The organism is Devosia sp. SL43, assembly GCF_021729885.1.
Lineage (GTDB): Bacteria > Pseudomonadota > Alphaproteobacteria > Rhizobiales > Devosiaceae > Devosia.
Map to the genome: position 1 here is coordinate 2,162,501 of NZ_CP063401.1, position 23,999 is coordinate 2,186,499.

Genomic DNA, 23,999 nt, shown 5'->3' on the forward strand with positions numbered 1-23,999 from the left:
GATCCGCAACCAGCCCTTCATGCGCATTCGCGCGACGCTGGCGACGGCCGCGACATCTCTCTCAGATGGCATTCCCGATTACGATCCGGTGGCCATCCTCAATGCCACCCAGCCCATCACCGCCGCTGCCGACGCGATCGATATCAACACCGACGTCTATGGTGCCGAGGTCGAAGGCGAAGTCGCCGTTCGTCTGGCTGAAATGCCGACCACCTTCGTGCCGCCCAGCGCCATCTCCGACCAGTCCGCCGCCGCCTTCGTGCGCGGCCTGTTCGAATCGACCACCTCGATCGATGGCGGCGCTCCGACCCTGGCCTATGCCGCCCTCGGTCCGACCGTGCGTGATCTGGGCATTGTCGGCGATGGCACCACTGTCAGCGGCGTCGCCGAGAACGTTACCGTCGTGCCCAAGACCACCATCGCCTCCGAAGCCGGCCTCGGTCGCTCGGAACGCTTCCTCACTTTACGCGACGCTACAACCCTCGACGACATCCTGGGCAAGAACGGCTTTACCCCCAACCAGACAGCGCTTGTGGCCGACGCTCTGCGCAATGTCCTGCGCAGCACCGATCTCGCCGCGCGCACGCGCTTCCGCATTCTCTATGGTCCGCTCAGTCGCGATGCCACAAGCCTCGTGCCCTATCGCTTGAGCCTCTATCTTCCCACCGAAGACGGCAACTACGCGCATCAGGCCACCGTCGCGCTCACCGATACCGGCCAGTATGTGCTGGGCATCGAGCCGGACTTCGTCGAATTTCCTGAGGAAGACACCGAAGAGATCAACGTCGCCAACCTGCCCAGCGTCTACCGCTCGATCTGGGAAACCGGCCGCAAGCACGATCTCGACGACGCCACCATCGAGCGCATCATCGGTATGTTTGCCTACGACGTCGACATGACCAAGAAGATCGCTGCCGGCGACTCAATCGAGATTCTCGAAACCGCGCCCGATGCCGAGGGTCGTACCGAGTTGCTCTATGTCGGGCTGACCCTGGGGACGACCATCCGCCAGCTCTACCGCTTCGGCACCGATGATGGCGTTATCGATTTCTACGATCCGGATGGCGAAACCGGCAAACGCTTCCTGACCCGTCGTCCGCTCGAAGGCGGCGGCACCCTGCGCTCGCGCTTCGGCTACCGCATCCATCCCATCTTCAAGACGCGCCGCCTGCACACTGGCGTCGACCTGGCCGCCCGCTCCGGCACCCCGATCTATGCCGCCGGCGATGGCGTCATCAGCTATTACAAATGGCAGTCCGGCTATGGCAACAAGGTCGAAATCCAGCACGTCAACGGCTACGAGACGGCCTATGGCCACATGTCGCGCTACGTTGACGGCCTTGGAGTCGGCAGCCGTGTGCGGCAGGGCCAGGTCATCGGCTATGTCGGCTCGACCGGTCAGTCCACCGGCCCGCACTTGCATTTCGAGATCAAGATCAACGGCAACCTGGTCGACCCGCTCAGCGTCAAGCTGCCCAAGGACAATGTCCTTGCCCAGCAGTATGAGGGCAAGTTCCAGGAGACCATCGCGCAGATCAACGACCTGATGACCCGCGATCCGTCGCCGGTCAATGTGGCAGCCGTCAATTAGTGCCACGCCCTCGTGGTTCTGTTCTCGCGAAGAGCTCGCACCTCACCATGAGGGCTACTGTTAGCTCAATATCAGAGTAGCCCTCATGGTGAGGTGCGCTTCTTCAGCGCCTCGAACCACGAGGGCGTGGCGCGATCTACCCCACCTTCCGCTCGAGGGTGAACCAGGCGATACCAGCAGACACCAGGCTCAAGACCGCCGTGACATAGGCGACAACAGCAAAAGCGGCATCGGTCGCGCCAAGCCGCAGCGCTTCTTCGTCGGCACTCAATCCTTCGGCCGGCATCCCGAAAAAGATCGGCAGCTCCGCAGCGCGGTCCAGGCTCTGCTCGAACACCGCCGCCACCAACGCCCCGAGCAACGCCACCGCGACCAGTCCCGCCACACGAGCCACCGCATTGTTGACGCCCGACGCAGTGCCGGTGTCGCCATCCTCGACCGAGGTCATCACCGCCGTCGACAGCGGCGAAACTACCAGCCCCATACCCAGCCCAAGCAGCACTACCGACGGCAGCACCCCCGTCCACGGACTATGCATCGGCGCGGTGATGCCCATCACCGCAAAGCTCAGGGCAACAATCAGCGACCCCAGCGCGATCAGCGGCCCGGGTCCATACCGATCCGCCCACTTGCCACTGAACGACGACAGGAGGGTCAGGATGATCCCCAGCGGCAGCAGCGTCAGCGATACCGTGGCCGGTGACTCGCCCCAGCCGCCGATCATGGTCATGGGCAAAAAGAACATCGTGCCGCCCAATGCGAAATAGAGGGCGAAGGTCAGGCCATTGGCGCCGGAAAACCCGCGATTGGCGAAAAGCCGAAGGGGCAGCATCGGCAACTTGGCGCGCCATTCCCAGATGATGAAAGCCGCAGCCAGCACGATGCCAAGCCCGCACCAGAGCAGTGTATGCGACAAGGGCGACACGCTCTCGCTGCCGTCGCCGATGAAGCCATAGGCGATGAACATCAGCGCCACCGTGGCGAGTGCCGCGCCGAACACATCAAGCCGCCGCCCCGCTTCGACGCGATCCGGCGCCACCTTGAACCACAGCAGCGCCAGTGCCCCCACACCGAGCGGCAGGTTGATGGCGAATATCAATCGCCAGCTCCAGTCACCCAACCCGGTTAGCACCAGCCCACCGATGATCGGCCCGGCCACCGAGGTGATCGAGGACGCCGCCGCCCAGATGCCAATGGCCTGCCCGCGGCTCTCCTTGGGATAGGCCTTGGCAATGATGGCCAGGCTTCCCGGCACCATGAACGCCGCACCAATCCCCTGGATGGCCCGCGCAACGATCAGCCATCCCGGTGTCGGCGCCAGCGCACAGGCAATCGAGGCCAGCGTAAACAGGGCAATGCCCAGGCCAAATGTCCGCCGTAACCCGAACCGGTCACCCGCCGCACCGCCCAGCAGGGTGAGCGCCGAAAGGAAGAGCAGATAGGCATTGCTCACCCACTGCGCATCGGCCAGCGTGGCGCCCAGATCGGCGCGGACCGAGGGAATGGCGATGGAAATCACCGACCCGTCGATGAACCCCATGCTCGACGCCACGATCGCCGCCACCAGCACGAAGCGGCGGCTTTGCGGATCGGTGATATCCTGCGGCATGGCAATGTCCGGGGTACGAATCTGCGAGCCAGCCTATTCGCGCGCCACGTAAACCGCCATCTCGTTCCCACCCGGCTCGCGGAAGTGGAAGCGCCGACCGCCCGGAAAATCGAACTGCGGTTGCGTCACCACGCCACCGGCCGCCAGCACCCGGCGCTCCGCCGCATCCAGATCATCGGTGCGCACCACGGCCATCGTGGCGGCTACCTTGCCCTCAGCCTGATCGATGCCGCCGTCGATCCCTGCTCCATCCAGCCCATCGTAGTCGGGCCCGTAGCTCACAATGCCCCAGCCAAACGCCGCCTGAAAAAACGCGCTGCTCAGCGCCCGGTTCGCCGAGGGAAACTCGATATAGTCGATTCTGTCGGTCATGCTGTGCCTCTATGTTCTTTGTTTGTTCTTATCAAATCAAAGCGTGTTCCGCAAGGAACCGCGACCGTCGAACGTTCGATGCAAAATGTGAACTGTTGGGCTAGGCTAGCTCGACGCCACAGCTCTGGGAGGCATAGGCATGATCCATCTGACAACATTGGCGCGCCACGCGCGCTTGGCAGCAATCGCACTATCGTTGGCCGGCGCACTTGCCGTGCCGGCACAAGCCGACGAGGTCGCCGACTGCGCGGCCCTGATCGCCAGCCCCTTCGAGGCCGGTTACAAGGCCACGGGCATCAACCCCCGCGAGGCCGATCGCGTCGCGGCCGAAGAGGTCTGCAACGCCGCCATCGTTGCCCATCCCGATTCCATGGAAGCCCGCACCTGGCTGGCGCGCATCCACTTCTACTATGGCGAGTATCCCCAGGTCGTCGATCTGGTCGAACCGGCAGCCGCAGCCGGCAATCCGCTCGCCCAGCAGATGCTGGCCGACATTCTCATCGACGGCCTTGGCGGCATTCCGGTCGATGAGCCCCGCGCCATCGAATTGCTCGAAGCCTCGTCCGACGCCGGCTTCGCCCCGGGCCAGAACAGCCTCGGCGTCAGCTATGAGCGCGGCCAGGGCGTGCCGCAGGACGATGCCCAGGCGGCCAAGCTCTATGCGTCTGCGGCCAAACAGGGGCTGGCTGTGGCCGAGGTCAATCTGGGCATGTTCTACGCCGACGGCATCGGCGTGCCGGAAGACGATGTCCGTGCCACCAAGCTGTTCATGAGCGCCGCCGAGAAGGGCGATGCCGGCGGCATGAACAGCCTCGCCGTCAGCTACGAAATCGGCGAAGGCATCGAACAGGATTATGCCCTGGCGCTCGACTGGTACCAGAAGGCTTCCGAGGCCGGCTCGGTGATCGCCGGCGCCAATATCGGCAATCTTTACATTCAGGGCCTGGGCGTCGAGCAAGACTATGCCGAGGCTCTCACCTGGATCCGCAAGGCGGCGAAGGACGGCAATTCATACGGCCAGTATCTGCTGGGCAGCATGTATGAAGAGGGTCAAGGCGTCACCGCCGATATCGACAAGGCTATCGAGTTCTACACCCAGGCCGCCGACGGTGGCAGCAGCGACGCCGAGGATGCCCTGGTTCGACTGGGCCAGTAACAGACCTGGAAAATGCGAAGGGGCCGGTCTCACGACCGGCCCCTTTACCTATGCCGCGGCGTCGGCCTCAGGCGCCCGACCCGGCAGCAGCACGATGCCGTCGTCATTGGCATCAACCACCACATTGGAGCCGTCGCTGACCCGTCCGCCCAGGATTTCCTCGGCGAGGCCGTCCTGCACCGAGCGCTGGATCACCCGCTTCAGCGGACGAGCGCCATAGGCCGGATCGTAGCCTTCATTGGCGAGCCATTCGCGGGCCCGCGGCGTCAGCTCGAGGCTGATATCGCGATCCTTGAGCAGCTGCTTCAGCCGCCCGAACTGGATGTCGACGATCGACCCCATATGCTCGCGGCCCAGGCGGTGGAACAGCAGGATTTCGTCGATTCGGTTGAGGAATTCCGGCCGGAAAGCCGACTTCACCATATCGAGCACCTTGCCGCGCACCAGCTCCACCGATTCCCCGTCCTTGAGATCGACCAGATATTCGGCCCCAAGATTGGAGGTCAGGATGATCACCGTATTGCGGAAATCGACCGTACGCCCCTGCCCATCCGTCAGCCGCCCATCGTCGAGCACCTGCAGCAGGATATTGAAGACATCAGGATGTGCCTTCTCGATCTCGTCGAACAGCACGACCTGATAGGGCCGACGCCGCACGGCTTCGGTCAGCACACCGCCTTCGTCATAACCGACATAGCCCGGAGGAGCGCCGATCAGGCGAGCGACCGAGTGCTTTTCCATGAACTCGCTCATGTCGAGCCGCACCATGGCGGTCTCGTCATCGAACAGGAACTGGGCCAGCGACTTGGTCAGCTCGGTCTTGCCGACGCCGGTTGGCCCCAGGAAGATGAACGAGCCGATCGGCCGGTTCGGATCCTGCAGCCCGGCCCGCGACCGCCGCACGGCTTTCGCCACCGCCGCCACCGCTTCGGCCTGCCCGATCACCCTGCCGCCCAGCACGTCTTCCATCTTGAGCAGCTTTTCGCGCTCGCCTTCCAGCATCCGGTCGACCGGAATGCCGGTCCAGCGACTGACGACCTGCGCAATATGACTGGGCGTCACGACCTCTTCGGCCATCAGCGGATCGATCTTGCCGTCGCCATTGGGGTCTTCGGCCGTCTTGATCTTCTTTTCGAGCTCGGGAATGACGCCATAGGCAAGCTCACCCGCCCGCGCCAGGTCCCCCTGCCGCTGCGCAATCTCGAGCTGGCTGCGCGCGGCATCGAGCTCTTCCTTGAGCTTCTGCCCGCCCTGCAGGCGGTCCTTCTCAGCATGCCACTTGCTCGACAGGATCTGCGCCTGCTCTTCAATATCGGCGAGTTCGGCTTCGAGCCGGCCAAGCCGCGTCCGCGAACCGTCATCATCTTCCTTCTTCAGCGCCTCACGCTCGATCTTGAGCTGCATGATGCGGCGATCGAGTTCGTCCAGCGCCTCGGGCTTGCTGTCGACCGCCATGCGCAGCCGAGCGCCAGCCTCGTCCATCAGGTCGATAGCCTTGTCGGGCAGGAAGCGGTCGGTGATGTAGCGATTGGAAAGCGTTGCCGCACTCACCAGCGCCGAATCGGAAATCCGTATGCCGTGATGCAGCTCATACTTTTCCTTGAGCCCGCGCAGGATCGAGATCGTGTCTTCCACGGTTGGCTCATCGACAAACACTGGCTGGAAGCGACGGGCCAGGGCCGCGTCCTTTTCGACATGCTTGCGATATTCGTCGAGCGTGGTCGCACCGACGCAATGCAGCTCGCCGCGGGCCAAAGCAGGCTTGAGCAGGTTGGACGCGTCCATCGCGCCATCGCCCTTGCCGGCGCCGACCAGGGTGTGCATCTCGTCGATGAACAGGATGATCTGGCCATCGTCCGAGGTGACTTCATTGAGGACTGATTTCAGCCGCTCTTCGAACTCGCCACGATATTTCGCGCCGGCAATCAGCGCGCCCATGTCGAGCGACAGCAGGCTCTTGTTCTTGAGGCTCTCGGGCACGTCGCCATTGACGATGCGGATGGCGAGGCCCTCCGCGATGGCGGTCTTGCCGACGCCGGGCTCGCCAATGAGCACCGGATTGTTCTTGGTGCGGCGGCTCAATACCTGGATGGTGCGGCGGATTTCCTCGTCGCGGCCGATCACCGGATCGAGCTTGCCCTCGCGCACGTCCTGGGTCAGGTCGCGCGCATATTTCTTGAGCGCATCATAGCTGTTCTCGGCCGTCGCCGAGTCGGCGCTGCGGCCCTTGCGGATCGCTTCGATGGCGGCATTGAGCCCCTGCGGCGTCACGCCGGCCGAACTCAAAATCTTGCCGGCATCGGTATCCTTCTCGACCACCAGCGCCAGCAGCAGCCGTTCGACGGTGACATAGCTGTCGCCCGCCTTCTGCGCCGCACTTTCCGACGTGTCAAAAACCCGCGCCAGTTCACGGCTCAGATAGAGCTGCGAGCCGTCGCCGGATACGGATGGAAGTTTGCTGAGGGCCGCTTCGACAGCGGCGCGCACCGCCTTGGGATCGCCTCCGGAGCGTTCGATCAGGCCGCTCGCCATGCCCTGGTCATCATCCATCAGCACCTTGAGCAGATGGATAGGTGCGAACTGCTGGTGGCCTTTGCCCAACGCAATGGTCTGCGCGCTCTGGATGAAGCCACGGGCCCGCTCGGTATATTTTTCGATATTCATTCAACTCTCCTGGTCTCGCCCGCTGCCCGGCCCCGAAGGCATCTGAACACAGGGCGGAAGCGTCGTCTGACGAAGCGCCCGGACCGGAGTTTGACAGCAAAAGTGGTCACCACCTTTGCGCTTGGTCAAATCGCCGGCTTCAATATCGGCACTGCTTCATCACCGACCATATGTGGGGAGCGTTTGGCGAGGGAAAAGGGGCCTGCGGCCAACTCGCGGCCTCGCGGAGAGAGTTAGTTGCGGAGAGATCATAGGCAGGTCTTGGAGTGGATCCGTCTAGAGTTTGAGTGTGTTTGCCCACCCCCTCCCAACCTCCCCCATCGAAGGGGGAGGTGTCGCGCCACTCGTGAGGCACGATCCTGCCCCAACCACAGAACAGCACCTCACCCTTTATGGGGGAGGGTGGGAGGGGGTGATTGGAGTTGGCCCCGATGTTTCCGAGCTATGAAACGGCCTGCGCCAGCAAAGCCCAGAAGTTCTCGTTGACTGCCACCACCATTCCGTCAAGCTCCACCCAGCCGCTCCGGCCAATAGGAACCATCATGTCCGTTCAGGATAAGCCCGCGACCCCAGTCGTAAAGCCCAAGCCGCAGGTGACCCCGGTACCGCCCCTGCCCAAGAAGTAGGTCGGCAAAGAAGAAGGCCGGACATTGCTGCCCGGCCTTTTGGATTATTCTGCGGCGCTGGTGGTGCCCGCCGTCAGGAATGCCGGCAATTCGCCGACGTCAGGCTGATCGGCGCCTGCCAGATCACCGGCATCGCCCCCCGCCGGACGGCGGCGGCGCGGACGGCGCTCGCGTGGCTTGCGCTCACCATCGGCGGCAGCCTCAGCAGGCTGCTCGACGGGGGCTTCCACTGCTTCGATCACCGCAGGCTGGGGCTGCTCGCTGGCAACCATGGGCTGCTGCTGAACTTCGCCTTCGGGGCGGAAGCGGTCGCGATTGCGGTTGCGATCGCGACGGTCGCCGCGCTGCTGGCGCTCGCCATCCTGACGCGGTTCGCGCTGCTCACCATTCTGCTGCTGGCGCGGCTGCTGATCGCCCTCGCTTTGCTGCTCGTCACCATCCTGCTGCACATATTGCTGCTGCGGCGGGGGCTGGGGCGATGCGAAGCGCGAGTTCATATCGGGCATGTCGTCATCGAAATCGTCGTCCTGGCCATCCGGCCGCTGGCCGTTCTGGGCCTGCTGGGCGCTTGAGACGATGCGGAAATAGTGCTCGGCATGCTGGAGATAATTCTCCGCCATCACCGAGTCGCCGCTCGATTGGGCGTCGCGGGCGAGCTGCAGATATTTCTCGGCGACATGGGAGGCGTTGCCGCGCACCTTCACGTCCGGGCCGTTGCTCTCGAAATTGCGGGACAGCGGATTGACATGCTTGCGCCCGCCATTCCGGCTCCGCTGCCGGTTCTTGTTATTCTGATTATTGGGTCTCATCTGGTCGCTTTATCTAACTCTAGAAAAATAAGCGTCACACTGCTGGCGGACCGGCATCGTGCCTGGTCTGGCCGCTCCCCCTGCGAAGACAATCGTCTTCCATCGTGGGGTTCTAACTGGCTTCATGAAGACCGGTACCGTCTGACGGCGCTCCGAACCTGTCCTGCGTCGTTCCAGCCTCTGCTGAAACCGCGCTGCACCTGCAGCTTGATGGAAGTGTCGGGTGGCATGTCGCCGTGGCGCTCATGATGCGCCGTTGACAGCAAGGGCAAACTATCGTGTTCGCCCCGTCTTTGCCAGCACTAATTGCTGATCTCACAGAGCCGTGGTTTCACAACCCTCAAGATGGTGCGCCGATACCACACGATCAAGCCCGTTAAGATCGCGGTGCACCGCCACATCGTCGAAACCAGCTTCGAGGAAGAGCGCGGAGACCGATGCGCCCTGATCGTAACCGATCTCAACCAGCACACGACCATTGGGCTTGAGCCATGCAGCGGCTTCTGCCGCGATGATGCGATGGGGCGCGAGCCCGTCCGGCCCGCCATCGAGGGCCAGGCGGGGGTCGAAATCCTTGACCTCAGACGCGAGCGTCTCGACGACCGCGGAGGTAATGTAGGGCGGGTTGGAGACGATGAGGTCGAAGCGTTCTCTCCCATCGGGGGAGAGGGGCTCAAACCAGCTACCTTCAAGAAACGAGATTCGCTCACCCACCCCGTGCCGCTGCGCATTTTCCCGCGCCGCCGCCAGCGCCAGAGCGCTCAAATCCACCGCCACAGCCATCGCATCTGGTTGATTGGCCAGCACCGCGATCGGGATGCACCCGGTCCCTGTCCCCAGATCGAGTAGTCGGCCGCCTGCGGGTAGCGCACCCAGCGCCATGTCGACCAGCAGCTCTGTCTCCGGCCTCGGCTCCAGCGTCGCGCTATTGAGCGTGAAGGCCAGTCCGTAGAATTCGCGTACGCCGATAATGCGCGCGACCGACTCGCCGGTCATGCGTCGGCGCACCAGTTCGGCAATGTCAGCCGCGTGGGCCTCGTCCACCGGCTCGTTCTCGCGGATTGCGAGTTCGAGCGCACCAAGACCTAAAGCATGCTGGGTCAAAAGCTTGGCATCGAGCGCCGCCGTTTCGAATCCCAGCCGCCCCAACACATCGCGCCAGCCGCGCCACAAGGCGCCAATGGTCGGCGCCTCGGTCAGTTGGAAGTCTCCAGCGCCGCCAGCTGCTCGGCCTGGCTAGTGGTGATCAGCGCCTCGATCAATTCATCCAGCGCTTCGCCCGTAATCACCTTGTCGAGCTTGTAGAGCGTCAGGTTGATGCGGTGATCGGTCACCCGGCCTTGCGGGAAATTGTAAGTACGGATGCGCTCCGACCGATCGCCTGACCCCACCTGACCCTTGCGCTCTGCCGAACGGGCAGAATCGCGCTCTTCACGCTGCATCTCATACAGCCGCGAGCGCAGCACGATCATCGCCTGGGCCCGGTTCTGGTGCTGCGACTTCATCGCCGAAGTGACCACAAGGCCCGACGGAATGTGGGTAATGCGCACCGCCGAGTCGGTGGTGTTGACGTGCTGCCCGCCGGCGCCGGAAGCACGCATCGTGTCGATGCGGATATCCTCGGCACGGATTTCGATGTCGATGTCTTCGACCTCGGGCAGCACCGCCACGGTTGCCGCCGAGGTATGGATGCGGCCCGAACCTTCGGTGGCCGGCACGCGCTGGACGCGGTGTACCCCCGATTCGAACTTCATCCGGGCATAGACGCCCTTGCCCGAGACATTGGCGATGATTTCCTTGAAGCCCCCCATCTCGCCGGGGCTTTCTTCCATCACGGTGACCTTCCAGCCACGATTGGCCGAATAACGCTCGTACATCCGGAACAGGTCGCCGGCGAACAAAGCCGCCTCATCGCCGCCGGTGCCACCGCGAATTTCGAGGATGATGGACTTCTCGTCGGCCTCGTCCTTGGGCAGGAGCAGGATGCGCACGGCCTGGAACAGCGCTTCGATCTTCTCGTCGAGCTCCTCGATCTCGGCCGCGGCCATCTCGGCCATGTCCTTGTCGCCGCTCTTGAGCAGCGCCTCGGCCTCGGCCCGATCACTCAGCGCCTTGTTATAGGCGCGGATCTCGCCGACGATCGGGGCGAGTTCGGCATGTTCCTTGGAAAACTTGACGAACTCATCCGGCCCGGCCCCACCAGACAAGGCCGCCTCGACATACTGAAACCGCGTCTCGAGCGCGTCGAGCTTGTCCTGGGGGAGAGATGCCATAGTGAAGTCTTTCAAGTCTGCAGAGGCACGCTTTAGGGATAAGGCGGGTCAAGAGCAAGGGCGAGCTCCATACCACGTCCTCGTGGTTCGAGGCTCGCTGCGCTCGGCACCTCACCATGAGGACTACTGCAACACGGAGCCAAAAGTAGCCCTCATGGTGAGGTGCGAGTTCTGCACGAGCCTCGAACCACGAGGGCGTGGCACGATGCCCTACACTGGTAAATTCTGCTTCTCGATCCATTCCTGCAGCAATTGGCGGATCGTTACCCCATCGGCGCCATCACTGAGCGCCGCCCCCACCGACATCTGGATCGGCTTGAGATCGAGGTTCAGCACCAGCTCCTTGATCGGTCCGATTGAGGCCGGGCCCATGGATAGCCGGGTCATGCCGACGGCCATCAGCGCCAACGCTTCGAGCGGCTTGCCCGCCAGTTCGCCGCACATGGTGATGGGGATATTGTAGCGCCGCGCCGCATCCACCACGAGGCGGATCGCCCGCAGGCGCGGCATGCCGATGGGATCGTAATTCTTGGCGACGCGCGGATTGGCGCGATCGGACGCAGTGAGGAACTGCACCAGATCGTTTGAGCCTATCGAGACGAAATCGGCCTCGGGCAGCAGCTGGTCCAGTTCGAACAGCAGCGACGGGACTTCCACCATCACGCCCAGTTCAAGCCGGCTCGGAATTGCCTTTCCCTGCTTGCGCAACCGGTCGACTTCCTTCTGCACCACCAGCTTGGTCTGCATGAATTCGAAAGTCTCGGTGACCATCGGCACGAGAATCTTCAACGGGCGCCCGTCGGCGGCCAGCAACAGTGCCCTGATCTGCGTGCGCAGCAGCCCCGGCCGTTCCAGCCCCAGCCGGATTGAGCGGAACCCCATGGCCGGGTTTTCCTCGGCCATGGAGCGCTGATAGGGCAGCACCTTGTCGCCGCCGATATCGAGCAGGCGGAACACCACCGGCCGCTCGCCGGCAATCGCCATGGCCTCGGCATAGAGCTCCTGCTGCTCCTGCAGGCGCGGCAGCTTGGAGGCGATCATGAACTGCAATTCGGTGCGGAAGAGACCCACGCCCGCCGCACCGGTATCGTCGAGCATCGGCAGATCGGCCACGAGGCCGGAATTGTGCAGCAGCGTGATCTGCGTGCCGTCCTTGGTGATGGACGGCTTGTCCTTCAGCGCCGCATAATGCGCCCGCCGCTTGGCGGTGACGCGCACCTTGTCGATATAGGCCTGTTCAATATCGGGCGTGGGCCTGAGGTGAACGATGCCGGCGGTACCATCGAGGATGATGTCGTCGCCGCTTTCGCACATCGAGACGATCGACTGCGCCTGCCCCACCGCGACCATGCCGAGCGACCGCGCCACGATGGCCACATGCGCCGTGGTGCCGCCTTCTTCGAGCACGATCCCGCGCAGCTTAGTGCGGTCATATTCGAGCAGCTCCGCAGGCCCCATATTGCGGGCGACGAGAATGGCATTTTCGGGCAGCGACTTGCGCGACAAGGCGTGGCCATCGCCCGTCAGCACGCGCAGCAGGCGGTTGGCGAGATCATCGAGGTCGTGCAGCCGGTCGCGGATATAGGGATCGGTCTGGCGCAGCATGCGGGCGCGGGTATCGTTCTGCACCCGCTCCACCGCCGCCTCGGCCGAAAGGCCATTGTCGATCGCCTCAGTCAGCCGGTGCACCCAGCCGCGGTCATTGGCGAACATGCGGTAGGTTTCGAGAATTTCGCGGTGATCGCTGCCGCCGGCCATGTCGCCATGCTCGAGCATGGCGTCGATGGACAGCCGCATTTTTTCGAGCGACGTCTCCAGCCGAACCTTCTCGGCGTCGGTATCCTCGGCAATGAAGTTCGACACGACGACGCGCGGATCGTGCAACACGACGGTGCCCAGCGCGACGCCATCGGTAAAACTGACGCCGGTGAACATACGGGGCCGCCTGAGGTCGATATCGGACCCCGGCTTGATCAGATTGTCGAAATCGGAGGTGGCGATCATCTCGGCCAGGATTGTGGCCGTAGTCAGCATCGCCTCGATTTCGTCATCGCCATAATGCCGGCGCTCGGCATTCTGCACCACCAGCACGCCCAGCGTCTGACCAGCGCGCAAAACCGGCACGCCGAGGAAGGCGTTGTACTTCTCTTCGCCGGTTTCCGGGCGATAGGCATAGGCCGGGTGGGCAGGAGCATCTTCGAGACTGAGCGGCTCGGCTTCGGCCGCAATCAGACCGACCAAGCCCTCGCCCAGCCGCAGCGTCGTCATGTGGACCGATTCGGCGGCGAGGCCGCGCGTGGCGAACAGCTCAAGCGCACCGTCATCGCGCAGCACGTAGAACGAGCAGACGTCGGCGCGCATATTGTCGGCGATCAGGCCCACGATCTTGTCGAGGCGCGCCTGCGAAGCTAGCGGCTCCGCCATCGTCTCGCGCAATTGCCGCAGCAGCACCCGTGGGCCGCCTATGGTCGTGACCATCTACCCTAACAGACGGCCCGCAAAGCCGCCCCCCTTTGACCGGACGCGGCTCACTCCCCTCGACGGAGCTTATGCGTCCTTCTTGTCCAATCCGTAATACGTATGGAGCGCGCGAACAGCAAGCTCAGCATATTGCTCATCGATCAACACCGAGGTCTTGATTTCCGAAGTGGTGATCAGCTGGATGTTGATGCCCTTGTCGGCCAGCGCCTTGAACATCGAGGATGCAACGCCCGCATGGCTACGCATACCCACCCCCACGACCGAGACCTTTGCCCCGCCCTTGGAGCCGGAGATCCGCGCATATTCGATGCGATCGCCGGCATCCTTGAGTGTCTTGATCGCCTTGTCATATTCGCTGTCGGGCACCGTGAAGGTGATGTCGGTCGTCGCGCCATCATCGGCAATGTTCTGCACAATCATGTCGACGATGATGCCCTGGTCGGCCAGCGTGCCAAAGATTGCCGCCGCGACACCCGGATTGTCCTTGACGTCGCGCAGGGTGATCTTGGCCTCGGCCTTGGCGAGCGTCACGCCCGAAACGATCTGCTTTTCCATGATCTCATCCTCATCGCAAACGAGCGTACCGGGAACCCCGGGCGTACCATCGGGCGCCAGCTGTGGCGCGTCCGGGTCATCGAAAGTGGAGCGGACCAGCAGCCGCACCTTATAGGCCATCGCCATCTCGACAGAGCGGATCATCAGCACCTTGGCGCCGAGCGACGCCATCTCCAGCATTTCCTCGAAGGAAATCTTGGTCAGCCGCTGCGCCTTGGGCACGATGCGCGGATCGGTCGTATAGACGCCGTCGACATCGGTATAAATATCGCAACGATCCGCCTTGATCGCCGCCGCCACCGCCACCGCCGACGTATCGGAACCACCACGCCCCAGCGTGGTGATCCGGCCATGCGGCGACACACCCTGGAAACCGGTGATAACAGGCACCCAGCCATCCCTCAGGCGCTTGTCCAGCTCGGTCGGATCGATCTCGGTTATGCGCGCCGCGCCATGCGAATCGTCGGTCTTGATTGGCACCTGCCAGCCGGCGAAACTCCGCGACTGGATGCCCATTTCCGACAGCACAATTGCCATGAGCCCGGCCGTCACCTGCTCGCCCGATGCGACGACCGCATCATATTCACGGGCATCATGCAGCGGGCTGGCCTCATTGACCCAGCCGACCAGCTCATTGGTCTTGCCGCTCATGGCCGAAACCACGACCGCAACCTCATGGCCGGCCTCGACCTCGCGCTTCACATGACGCGCGGCCTGACGGATACGTTCGACTGTGGCCACCGAAGTGCCACCGAACTTGACGACGATACGGGCCAATTGCTTCCCCGAAACCCCGCCGAACCCGGCGGTACGCTTATTGTTGGCCGGGGACATGCCACAAAGGGCGCGCCGGATCAACGGGAATGGCGAAAGCGGTTAGCTGGGTGGGTATGGTGGATGGCGGGAGTGGGGTGGGTAGGGGAATGGCAGGTTTCAGGCATTATCATAGAAGCAGCTGCCAAAACGCGATCACGGAAAATATATGCGGCACGATCAATATCAGACGAAGGAAGCTCTTGAAGCCGACGCTGAGCTACTTGCGGGAATTCGGGTAGAAGCAATGCGGCCAAGCTTAGAGGCTGTGGGGCGATTTGATCTTGAAAGAGCAAGAGATCGCTTTCTTAAGTCATTCCGGCCCGACGATACCCAGATCATATGTGAAGGAGAAGCAGTCGTCGGATTTTACGTGGTCCAGAGGCACTCCGATCATCTTTATCTCGATCATCTATATGTCACCGCGCAGTATCAGGGGCGGGGGGTAGGTCGGCGCATCATTGATGAGCTGAAGGTCGAAGCCACAATGAGCACCTTGCCTATCCGGCTGACGGCTCTCAATGGCAGCCCCGCAAACAGCTTCTACCAAAAGTGCGGTTTTCGCGTCGTTTCTACTGATGCGCTCGACACCATTTACGAATGGCAAGGAACGATAGACGAGGACGGCACTGGGTCTGGACCTTGACCATGGAAAGTGTGGCCGTGGCAGCCTACAGGCACTACCAAGTTGTTCTTGAATGACGGAGATGGGGTCGGAAGCGGCGATAGCTTTGCCTCAGGCTTTTGCAGAAACCATCTGGCTGTCGCGCCTCCTGCACCGGCGATTCCCGCGTCGCCTCGCCTGCTCCAACCCTATTGCTCCAGATCGGGCGTCCACCAGCCGCCTGGTTCGTAGCCGCCGGACATCATCATGTCCTTTCCGGTTAGGGCCTGCTCGGCGAAGCAGTGGCGGGCGTTTTCGTGCAGGGCGGTGACCCATCCCTGCCCGACGAAATGCACCAGCTCGTCGATCTCATCGAGGCGACGCGCGATAGCAGCGGCGTGGCGGGCCTCGAAGGTGGCACCGGGAACACGGGCCAGAAGGATGCTCAGGAGGGGTTCCTCGGGCGTGGTGTCCCAGATGCCGCTCCGCACCCCGGTGGGCAAATGTGTGCCCCAGGTCTGGACGGTGATCCGCGGCTCGACAAACTCCAGTGTCAGCGGCGGGTGCACGGCCGATGCGGGGCCCTGGAACGGGCGACGCCGCGACACGTAATCGATGGGCGCACCGACGATATCGGCGAGGACGGCGCGCCATTGCGAGAACCGTTCGGGCTTGCCCGAATAGAGACCGTCGATGGCGACCTCGGCCAGCCAGGGGTGGCGTTCGTCATATTGCATCGCGGCAGCTCCTAGCAGTCAGTCATCAAGCCTTGCCAGAGGCGGGCAGTCGACGCTGTTTCTCGGGGAACAAGGGAGCAAAACCGCTTCATGGCCTTTGCGCGGCAGGCTGCGGGTTGGCCCGAGAGCGCGTACCAATGTCTCCTTTAGGCAAGCGCCAAATCGGTCAGATACGTCCGAGATGGGGTCGGTTGCGGCCTCTCGCAGCTTGTCGTGAACGACTGTCCGGTCAGGGCTCCAGTGGCACCCAGAATTCAATGTTCTGTGCTCGCTTAGCTGGCGAAAAGCCCGGTGGGAACATCACCAAATCCGGCTGGTCGGCGGCAGCAAGGCCCGCTTCGCCCATCAGCACTTGGTAGATCAGCGCCTGGGCATTGTGGATATCGCGTGCCGATCCAGTCAGGGTGAACACGGCATAGCGAGTCGCTGGCAGCTCCAACATCGAGAACATATCTGGCAGCCCGCTCCCTGCTGCGCCGACCAGAACCTGGCCGGCAAAGTAGTCGAAGCTGCTGCTGGCCCCGCCGTTGAAACAGACGCCCGTTCGGGCATCGGTGTCCGCATTGAGGATCCACTGATTGCGCTGTTCAAAGCGCGTCCAGAGCACGTCGATCTGCATATCCGCCGTGCTGCCGGCAATCGCTTCCTCCAGCCCTGCCAGCACGCGCGGCCCCTTCTCGACGATTTCGGGGCCCGCAATATCAAGCGAACCCGCCTCGGCTGCGGGATATCCGGCATAAATATCCCGGCAGCCCGCCAGGTCCAGAGCGGCGACCGGATTGGCAAGACAGGCAAGTCCGGCAAGCAGTACCAAGCGCATCGGGAATGCCCCGTTGTTGATGGGCCTACCATGACAACCGCCTTAGCCGGGCGCTTGATCGCCATTGCTCGGGAGCTTATCCACTTCAAGTCCAATTCCAACGGCTTTGGCGCAGGACGATAGAGCCGGAAGCAGTCGCACCAACTCGCCACTCGCACCGGCCAAGCTTCCCTCCCCCTTGTGGGGAAGGAATGAGGTGGGGTGCTGCACCTCCCAACCAAGTACTTATTCCTCTTATCCCCGTCCTTTCCGCCCGCATTATCATAGCCCCATCCCCGCCATTCACGCGGTGCCGACGAAGCATCGGGTGGGGAGACTGGCAGCCGGGGTCGCCCGGCGCCTGCGTGGACGCTGACCACCGGCCGGCGTGGCGACGAGGAGAGAGCGCAGGGTACGCGCCTCGTCTGCTGTGCCCAATCCCCGAATGAGTGGGTGGCCGCTCGATGCGTGCGCAGGAAATCCAGCTCGTGTGAAGCGGCTTTCGCCTCTTCAATAACTCAAACAGGCGGCGCAAGCCGTCGGGGCGAAAGCCGCTTTACGCCGTGATCTCGGGCGCTCTTGCGCTCCGACCCCCGCGACGCCAAAGGCCGGGCGGCGCGTTCTGTTGCCCAGCGGCGGCCAACGGCGTTGGCATCGCTCCAACGCCACCTGCGACGACCCGCGCCTTGTCTCTGCCATCACCTCGGGCTCATATGGCCCCACAAGGAGCCCGCGCCCATGACAGCCACCACCATCAACGATGCTGAAATCGCCAAGTTCACCGCGATGGCCGAACAATGGTGGGACCCCAAGGGCAAGTTCAAGCCACTGCACAAGTTCAACCCAGTGCGCCTGACCTATATCCGCGAGCACCTGCTGACCCATTTCGGCCGCGACGGCAGCCAGATGCGGCCCTTCGAGGGCCTGACCATTCTCGATGTCGGCTGCGGCGGCGGGCTGCTCTGCGAGCCGCTGGCCCGGCTGGGCGCCACGGTGACGGGCATCGACGCGGCCGAGCGCAATATCGCCATTGCCCGGCTGCATGCCGATAAATCGGGGCTCGATATCGACTATCGGGCAACCACAAGCGAGGCCCTCGCTGCCCAGGGCAAGACGTTCGACAAGGTGCTCAACATGGAAGTCGTCGAACATGTCGACAACGTGCCCCTCTACATGAAGAGCTGCGCCGACTTGGTGAAACCAGGCGGCCTGATGCTGACGGCGACGCTCAACCGGACCCTGCGTGCCCGCGCCCTCGCCATCTTTGCCGCCGAGCGCGTGTTGCGCTGGCTGCCAGTCGGCACCCACGACTGGAACAAGTTCCTGACGCCCGACGAGATCAAGACGCTGATCACCCGAAACGGCCTCAAGGTGACCGCCGAAACCGGCGTGGTGTTCCACCCGCTGGCCGACGAATGGCGCAAGTCGACCGACATGGCGATCAACTACATGGTGATGGCACAGCGTCCCGCTGCCAGCTAAGCTCGCGTCAAATTCTGGAGCCCGACATGCGCCTTGCCCTCGCCTCGCTTCTCGCCTTCGCCCTCCTCGCCACGCCAAGCTTCGCCCAGAGCGAAGAGGATGTGATGGCGCAGATCGAGAGCATCCACGGCGATTCGGTGGGTTTTGGCGAAGCCTTCGGCCTGCTGCAGGATGCATTCATGTTCGGTGATCCCGTCACGATAGCCGACCTCGGATTTTACCCCATGACCGTCAATGCCAATGGCGAGGTCTACGATATCTTCGAAGCGCAGGACCTGGTCGACAACTTCGACGCCCTGCTGACATCAGAAACCCAGAACGCAATCGGCGGCCAGGATTTCGCCGACCTGATCGTCACCAGCGAAGGCGTCGGCTTTGCCAATGGCGCACTGTGGATGACCAATGTCTGCCTCGACGATGGCTGCGCGCAGACGCAGTGGGGCATCCTCAGCATCAACAACTAGCCGCCCCCCGACCGCCAACCGTACCCGCCGGTACGGTTTTGATTGATCCTGTTCTGGAATGGGTCTAAGAAAGATCAACGCGCATAACGCTCAAGCGCAATGACTTCCGAGGATATTGCCATGCCAGCCTATCGTTCCCGCACCACCACCCATGGCCGCAACATGGCCGGCGCGCGTGGCCTCTGGCGCGCCACGGGCATGAAGGACAGCGATTTTGGCAAACCCATCATCGCCGTGGTCAACAGCTTCACCCAGTTCGTGCCCGGTCACGTGCACCTCAAGGATCTCGGCCAGCTCGTCGCTCGCGAGATCGAGGCCGCCGGCGGCGTCGCCAAGGAATTCAACACCATCGCGGTCGATGACGGCATCGCCATGGGTCACGACGGCATGCTCTATTCGCTGCCATCACGCGACATCATCGCCGACTCGGTCGAATACATGGTCAACGCCCATACCGCCGACGCCATGGTCTGCATCTCCAACTGCGACAAGATCACGCCCGGCATGCTGAACGCCGCCATGCGGCTCAACATTCCGGTGGTCTTCGTCTCCGGCGGGCCGATGGAAGCCGGCAAGGCCATGATCAAGGGCAAGCTGCAGGCGCTCGACCTGGTCGACGCCATGGTGATGGCCGCCGACGATCACTATACCGACGAGGAAGTGCAGGCCGTCGAAGAAGCCGCCTGCCCCACCTGCGGTTCGTGCTCGGGCATGTTCACCGCCAACTCGATGAACTGCCTGACCGAGGCCCTGGGCCTCTCCCTGCCGGGCAACGGCTCGACGCTCGCCACCCATTCCGACCGCAAGCGCCTGTTCCAGGAAGCCGGCCACCTGATCGTCGACCTGGCCCGCCGCTGGTACGAGCAGGACGATGCATCGGTGCTGCCGCGCTCCATCGCCACCAAGGCCGCTTTCGAAAACGCCATGGCACTCGATATCTCGATGGGCGGCTCCACCAATACGGTGCTGCATATCCTCGCCGCCGCGCATGAAGGCGGCATCGACTTCACTATGGACGACATCAACAAGCTGAGCCTCAAGGTTCCGGTCTTGTCCAAGGTCGCCCCGGCCAAGTCGGACGTGCATATGGAAGACGTCCACCGCGCCGGCGGCATCTTCGCCATTCTCGGCCAGCTCGATCGCGCCGGCCTGATTAACCGCAGCGAGCCGACGGTTCATGCCGCGACCATGGGCGATGCCATCGACAAGTGGGACATTTCCCGCACCAACTCCGAGAGCGTGCGCAACTTCTACATGGCCGCCCCCGGCGGCGTGCGCACCACGCAGGCCTTCTCACAGTCCAACCGCTGGGCCGAACTCGATCTTGATCGTCAGAACGGCGTCATCCGTTCGGCCGAGAATCCGTTCTCCAAGGATGGTGGCCTGGCCGTGCTCAAGGGCAATATCGCCATCGACGGCTGCATCGTGAAGACCGCGGGCGTCGATGAATCGATCTTGAAGTTCACCGGCCCGGCCCGTGTGTTCGAGAGCCAGGACGACACGGTCAAGGCCATCCTCTCCAACCAGATCAAGGAAGGCGACGTCCTCGTCATCCGCTATGAAGGGCCACGCGGCGGCCCCGGCATGCAGGAAATGCTCTACCCAACGAGCTACCTCAAATCGAAGGGCCTGGGAAAAGCCTGTGCGCTTCTGACCGACGGCCGCTTCTCCGGCGGTACCTCGGGCCTCTCCATCGGCCACGTTTCACCCGAAGCAGCCGAGGGCGGCACGATCGGCCTGGTGCGCGAAGGCGACATCATCGAGATCGATATACCCAACCGGTCCATCACCCTGCTGGTCAAGGAAGACGAACTGGCCCAGCGCCGCCACGACCAGGATCAGCTCGGCTGGAAGCCGGCACATCCGCGCAAGCGCAACGTCACCACCGCACTCAAGGCCTACGCCGCCTTTGCGACCTCGGCTGCGCGCGGTGCGGTGCGCGATACGCAGGCCATCGATAAACTCTGGAACTGATTGGACGCAGTCCGGACGGTCCGGGATAACCCGATGCGCGCCTACTACATCAACCTGGCCTCGCGAACCGATCGCCGCGAGGCCATTGAGCGGCAATTGTCAGCGTTGGGCCTGATCAGCGAGCGTGTCGAGGCGGTTCTGTTCGAGAACATGCCGGCGCGGCTCCAGGCACGGTTTACTGCCAAAATGAAGATCGGCCAGCGCGAATTCTCTACCACGGCAAGCCACTTGGCCGCTTATGGGCGGTTCCTGGCGACGGGCGATCGCTATGCGCTGATTGTCGAGGACGATGTCGTCCTGTCGACTGCGCTGCCCGGTTTCCTCGCAGCACTGGAAGCACACAGCGAGACGATCGATCTGCTGCGCCTCGAAACCTTCGGCAATCCGCAGCAGCTCTCGACGCAACCGCTTGAAAGCATGGACGGCTATGGGCTCCATTCGCTGCATGGCTGGGCCTGGGGCGCCGCTGCCTATGTCGTTTCCCGCGACGCTGCCCGGCGCCTCAGCACCAGCGAGCAGACGCTTGGCGGCGCCATCGACCGTGTGCTTTACCGACCAAATCGCATGCATATCGAACCGCTGGTCCGCCGCCAGCTGATACCGGCTCTGGCGATCCAACAAGACAGAATGCCCGGCGCGATTTGGGGTGGCGACAGTGATCTCAAGGCCGCGCGCACCGCAATGATAGCGGCGCACAAACCAGGCTGGCGCCTGCGGATTGCGGACTTCGCTGAAAATGAGGTACGCATCGGCCTGGCCTCGACAATCCACCGGCTGCTTGGCCGCTCGACCAAGCGCGACGTCCCCTTCCGACCGGAATAACCGCCATGCGCGCCTATTACATCAACCTGGCTCGCCGACCGGAACGGCAGGAAACCATGGAGCGGCGCTTCAGCGAGCTTGGTATTGTCTTCGAGCGCATCGAGGCCACCACGCCCGCCGATATCACGCACGAACAGCGGGCGCGGTTCTGCGACCCAACCGCCTATCGCTGGCAGACCGAAGGTGAACTGGCCTGCAGCCTGAGCCACACCATGGCTCTCCGCGCCTTCCTCGCCACCAACGAAACGCACGCCGCCATTTTCGAGGATGACGCCATCCTCTCGGCGACACTGCCCCGATTCATGGATGCCTTCGCCGGAGCGGCCGGAAATATCGATGTCCTCAGGCTCGAAACCGACAATGCCCGTTTGCGTCTGTCGCCAGCCCCCGAGGCCAGTATTGCCGGCTTCGCCGTTCATCAGCTCTACAATGCCGGGGGCGGGGCTGCGGCCTATATCGTGTCGCGCCGCGCCGCCGAGCGCATTCTCGATGGCGAGGAAATCCTGGCCAACCTGACCGACCAGGCGCTGTTTAATCCCCTAGCGCCTCTGTCGCGCAGCCTGGTGGTGCGCCAGCTCGTGCCGGCATTGGCCATTCAGGAAGATCGCGTCATGCCGGTGGAGCAGCGCAACCGGCTGGAAACCAGCGATCTCGAACCTCTGCGCCGCGATCGGGGGGCGGTCGATGGCGCGAACTTCTGGCGGCGGTCAGCCTACAATTTATACGACCTGTGGCAGCGCGACATTGTCGACGCGTTCCGCAAGCTGTGGAATCGCTACGCGCTAGGCGTGACCAAGACCGACATTCCGTTCCAAGCCGAGTAGCCGCAATCTCTCTTTGCGACATTGGGGTGACAAGCCCGGCGCAGCCATGCTAAGGCACCGCCAGCCGTCCGGTGGTCTGCCAAGATTGCTGGTCCGGTCAGGTTCGATAGCGGGGATTCCACCCTCCCTATCGAACCGACCTATTCTCCTACGAGCAGACGGCCGGCCGCGCCGGATAGATCAGGAAAACCCTGTCGTCGCTGTCCATGAGATTTCCTGAAAAGCCCCGACTGCCTTCCAGTTCGAGATAATCGACGACGGACAGCTCCATGCCGTCATTGCGCGGCAGCAGGTTGAAGTAGCCGGCATCGCCCTCGAGCGCGCAGAGGTCGGCGCGGCAATAGGCTAACCCAGAATAGTCCTGACCGTTGCGCAGCGTAAAGCCGAGATCGAGGGTGATCTCGTAGCCCGGCTCCTGCCAGTCCGAGTAACCCAGATGGATTGACTGTACACGCTGGCTGGGGTGGCTGTTGAGGTGGGCCCGGTCATACACTCGCGCAAAACAATCGCCGGGTGAACCAATCATCGGATCAAGAATACTTGCTGCCTGCGCAGGCAGACCCGACACCACAATGGCCAGTGCGGCAAAAATAGTCTTCTTCATGAAAAAAAAGCTCCCCTGAACAGCAGGGAGAGCTTGGCACGTAAGTATCACTGAGGAAAGACTATCAGCCCTTTCGACAGATCCGGTCCAGCGTGGAGAATTCGTTATCGCTGAGCGTGATTGCAGCGGCGGCGACGTTCCTTCCAGATGCTTGGCCAGCTGGCTGAGCGAGGCATTGTGCTTTTCTGCGATGGCACGGAATTCGGCGCTGGTCGCGGCGAGATTGCCGCCATCGATCGGTCGCCACGGAATGAAGCCAATGACGTTGGCCTCGCACTAATCAGCACTGGTTAGTTGTCGTCCGCCACGTCGGGCAGCGGCATGAAATCGATGCCTTCGTCGAGCAGGCCAGCGACTTCGTCGCGCGTCGCCTCGCCATAGATGCCGCGCGCCTCCACTTCCTCGAAATGGATCTTGCGGGCCTCTTCGGCAAACTTGTCGCCGACATAATCGGCTTCGCTGGTGACCTGCTGCCGGTAGGCTCGCAGCATTTCGCGAAATTTGACGGCGTCCGGATGCCCAGAACTCAGGGCCACCTTGTCGCCATCGGTGCGCGCCACCACTGGCGCCATCGGCGCTTTCTCGACAGCTCCATCGCCACAAACCGCGCAGGTCACGATGCCACGCGCTACCTGTTCGTCGAACGCAGCAGCGTTCTTGAACCAGGCGTCGTAGCGGTGGCCTTTGGAGCAATGGAGGGAATACTGGATCACGGAACAATCTCGCGAGCCCGAGGGGCT

The 23,999-nt window shown here is 62.9% G+C and carries 20 protein-coding genes (1 of these 20 cut by a window edge); 8 read left to right on the forward strand and 12 right to left on the reverse strand.

Annotated elements, in window-relative coordinates; all coding sequences use genetic code 11:
* Positions 1 to 1,591, forward strand: partial view of a M23 family metallopeptidase gene (locus IM737_RS10600; RefSeq protein WP_236893856.1) — the 3' portion only. It extends 380 nt beyond the left edge of the window; only the last 1,591 of its 1,971 coding nucleotides appear in the window; its start codon lies beyond the left edge, outside the window; the stop codon is at positions 1,589 to 1,591.
* 136 nt (positions 1,592 to 1,727) lie between these two features.
* Here the strand turns inward: IM737_RS10600 and IM737_RS10605 are convergent, their stop codons facing one another.
* Together IM737_RS10605 and IM737_RS10610 are read right to left on the reverse strand one after the other, a co-directional pair.
* The gene (locus IM737_RS10605; protein ID WP_236893857.1) at positions 1,728 to 3,200 is read right to left on the reverse strand and encodes an MFS transporter; all 1,473 of its coding nucleotides are present in this window, start codon (positions 3,198 to 3,200) and stop codon (positions 1,728 to 1,730) included.
* A 33-nt stretch (positions 3,201 to 3,233) separates the two neighbouring features.
* Complete coding sequence (locus IM737_RS10610) at positions 3,234 to 3,572, reverse strand: VOC family protein (protein ID WP_236893858.1); 339 nt, start codon at positions 3,570 to 3,572, stop codon at positions 3,234 to 3,236.
* A gap of 139 nt (positions 3,573 to 3,711) precedes the next feature.
* Here IM737_RS10610 and IM737_RS10615 point away from each other — a divergent pair, with 139 nt between their 5' ends.
* Positions 3,712 to 4,728, forward strand: coding sequence for a tetratricopeptide repeat protein (locus IM737_RS10615; RefSeq protein ID WP_236893859.1), 1,017 nt, complete (start codon positions 3,712 to 3,714; stop codon positions 4,726 to 4,728).
* 48 nt (positions 4,729 to 4,776) lie between these two features.
* Here the strand turns inward: IM737_RS10615 and clpB are convergent, their stop codons facing one another.
* The 6 genes from clpB to IM737_RS10645 form a co-directional block, all read right to left on the reverse strand.
* Positions 4,777 to 7,392 (reverse strand): ATP-dependent chaperone ClpB, encoded by a 2,616-nt coding sequence (gene clpB, locus IM737_RS10620; protein ID WP_236893860.1) that lies wholly within the window; start codon positions 7,390 to 7,392, stop codon positions 4,777 to 4,779.
* A gap of 670 nt (positions 7,393 to 8,062) precedes the next feature.
* Positions 8,063 to 8,827, reverse strand: coding sequence for a DUF4167 domain-containing protein (locus IM737_RS10625; RefSeq protein ID WP_236893861.1), 765 nt, complete (start codon positions 8,825 to 8,827; stop codon positions 8,063 to 8,065).
* Positions 8,828 to 9,142: 315 nt separating this feature from the next.
* Positions 9,143 to 9,979, reverse strand: coding sequence for a peptide chain release factor N(5)-glutamine methyltransferase (prmC, locus tag IM737_RS10630; RefSeq protein ID WP_236899908.1), 837 nt, complete (start codon positions 9,977 to 9,979; stop codon positions 9,143 to 9,145).
* Positions 9,980 to 10,023: 44 nt separating this feature from the next.
* Positions 10,024 to 11,100, reverse strand: a complete 1,077-nt coding sequence (prfA, locus tag IM737_RS10635; protein ID WP_236893862.1) for a peptide chain release factor 1 — start codon at positions 11,098 to 11,100, stop codon at positions 10,024 to 10,026.
* Between the two features lie 210 nt (positions 11,101 to 11,310).
* The gene (ptsP, locus tag IM737_RS10640; RefSeq protein ID WP_236893863.1) at positions 11,311 to 13,578 is read right to left on the reverse strand and encodes a phosphoenolpyruvate--protein phosphotransferase; all 2,268 of its coding nucleotides are present in this window, start codon (positions 13,576 to 13,578) and stop codon (positions 11,311 to 11,313) included.
* Positions 13,579 to 13,647: 69 nt separating this feature from the next.
* On the reverse strand, positions 13,648 to 14,913 hold the full coding sequence (locus tag IM737_RS10645; protein ID WP_236893864.1) for an aspartate kinase: 1,266 nt from the start codon (positions 14,911 to 14,913) through the stop codon (positions 13,648 to 13,650).
* A gap of 205 nt (positions 14,914 to 15,118) precedes the next feature.
* Here IM737_RS10645 and IM737_RS10650 point away from each other — a divergent pair, with 205 nt between their 5' ends.
* Positions 15,119 to 15,595, forward strand: coding sequence for a GNAT family N-acetyltransferase (locus IM737_RS10650; protein ID WP_236893865.1), 477 nt, complete (start codon positions 15,119 to 15,121; stop codon positions 15,593 to 15,595).
* A gap of 167 nt (positions 15,596 to 15,762) precedes the next feature.
* On the opposite strand, the gene IM737_RS10655 is transcribed toward IM737_RS10650, so the two are convergent.
* Together IM737_RS10655 and IM737_RS10660 are read right to left on the reverse strand one after the other, a co-directional pair.
* Entirely contained in the window at positions 15,763 to 16,290 is a 528-nt protein-coding gene (locus tag IM737_RS10655; protein WP_236893866.1) for a hypothetical protein, read from the reverse strand.
* Positions 16,291 to 16,519: 229 nt separating this feature from the next.
* Positions 16,520 to 17,110 carry a GyrI-like domain-containing protein gene (locus IM737_RS10660; protein ID WP_236893867.1) on the reverse strand — a complete coding sequence of 197 codons (591 nt, stop codon included), beginning with the start codon at positions 17,108 to 17,110 and terminating at the stop codon, positions 16,520 to 16,522.
* Between the two features lie 717 nt (positions 17,111 to 17,827).
* Here IM737_RS10660 and ubiG point away from each other — a divergent pair.
* The 5 genes from ubiG (at position 17,828) to IM737_RS10685 (ending at position 22,655) form a co-directional block, all read left to right on the forward strand.
* Positions 17,828 to 18,571: a bifunctional 2-polyprenyl-6-hydroxyphenol methylase/3-demethylubiquinol 3-O-methyltransferase UbiG gene (gene ubiG / locus IM737_RS10665; RefSeq protein ID WP_236893868.1), complete on the forward strand. Its 744-nt coding sequence runs from the start codon at positions 17,828 to 17,830 to the stop codon at positions 18,569 to 18,571.
* Between the two features lie 26 nt (positions 18,572 to 18,597).
* Positions 18,598 to 19,035: a hypothetical protein gene (locus IM737_RS10670; protein WP_236893869.1), complete on the forward strand. Its 438-nt coding sequence runs from the start codon at positions 18,598 to 18,600 to the stop codon at positions 19,033 to 19,035.
* Between the two features lie 120 nt (positions 19,036 to 19,155).
* Positions 19,156 to 21,009: a dihydroxy-acid dehydratase gene (gene ilvD / locus IM737_RS10675; protein WP_236893870.1), complete on the forward strand. Its 1,854-nt coding sequence runs from the start codon at positions 19,156 to 19,158 to the stop codon at positions 21,007 to 21,009.
* A 33-nt stretch (positions 21,010 to 21,042) separates the two neighbouring features.
* Positions 21,043 to 21,831 (forward strand): glycosyltransferase family 25 protein, encoded by a 789-nt coding sequence (locus tag IM737_RS10680; protein ID WP_236893871.1) that lies wholly within the window; start codon positions 21,043 to 21,045, stop codon positions 21,829 to 21,831.
* A 5-nt stretch (positions 21,832 to 21,836) separates the two neighbouring features.
* Entirely contained in the window at positions 21,837 to 22,655 is an 819-nt protein-coding gene (locus tag IM737_RS10685; RefSeq protein ID WP_236893872.1) for a glycosyltransferase family 25 protein, read from the forward strand.
* 148 nt (positions 22,656 to 22,803) lie between these two features.
* On the opposite strand, the gene IM737_RS10690 is transcribed toward IM737_RS10685, so the two are convergent.
* Both IM737_RS10690 and IM737_RS10695 read right to left on the reverse strand, forming a co-directional pair.
* Positions 22,804 to 23,259 (reverse strand): hypothetical protein, encoded by a 456-nt coding sequence (locus tag IM737_RS10690; RefSeq protein WP_236893873.1) that lies wholly within the window; start codon positions 23,257 to 23,259, stop codon positions 22,804 to 22,806.
* Positions 23,260 to 23,549: 290 nt separating this feature from the next.
* A complete protein-coding gene (locus tag IM737_RS10695; RefSeq protein WP_236893874.1) occupies positions 23,550 to 23,972 on the reverse strand; it encodes a DUF1178 family protein in 423 nt (140 codons plus the stop codon).
* Positions 23,973 to 23,999 lie beyond the last annotated feature (27 nt).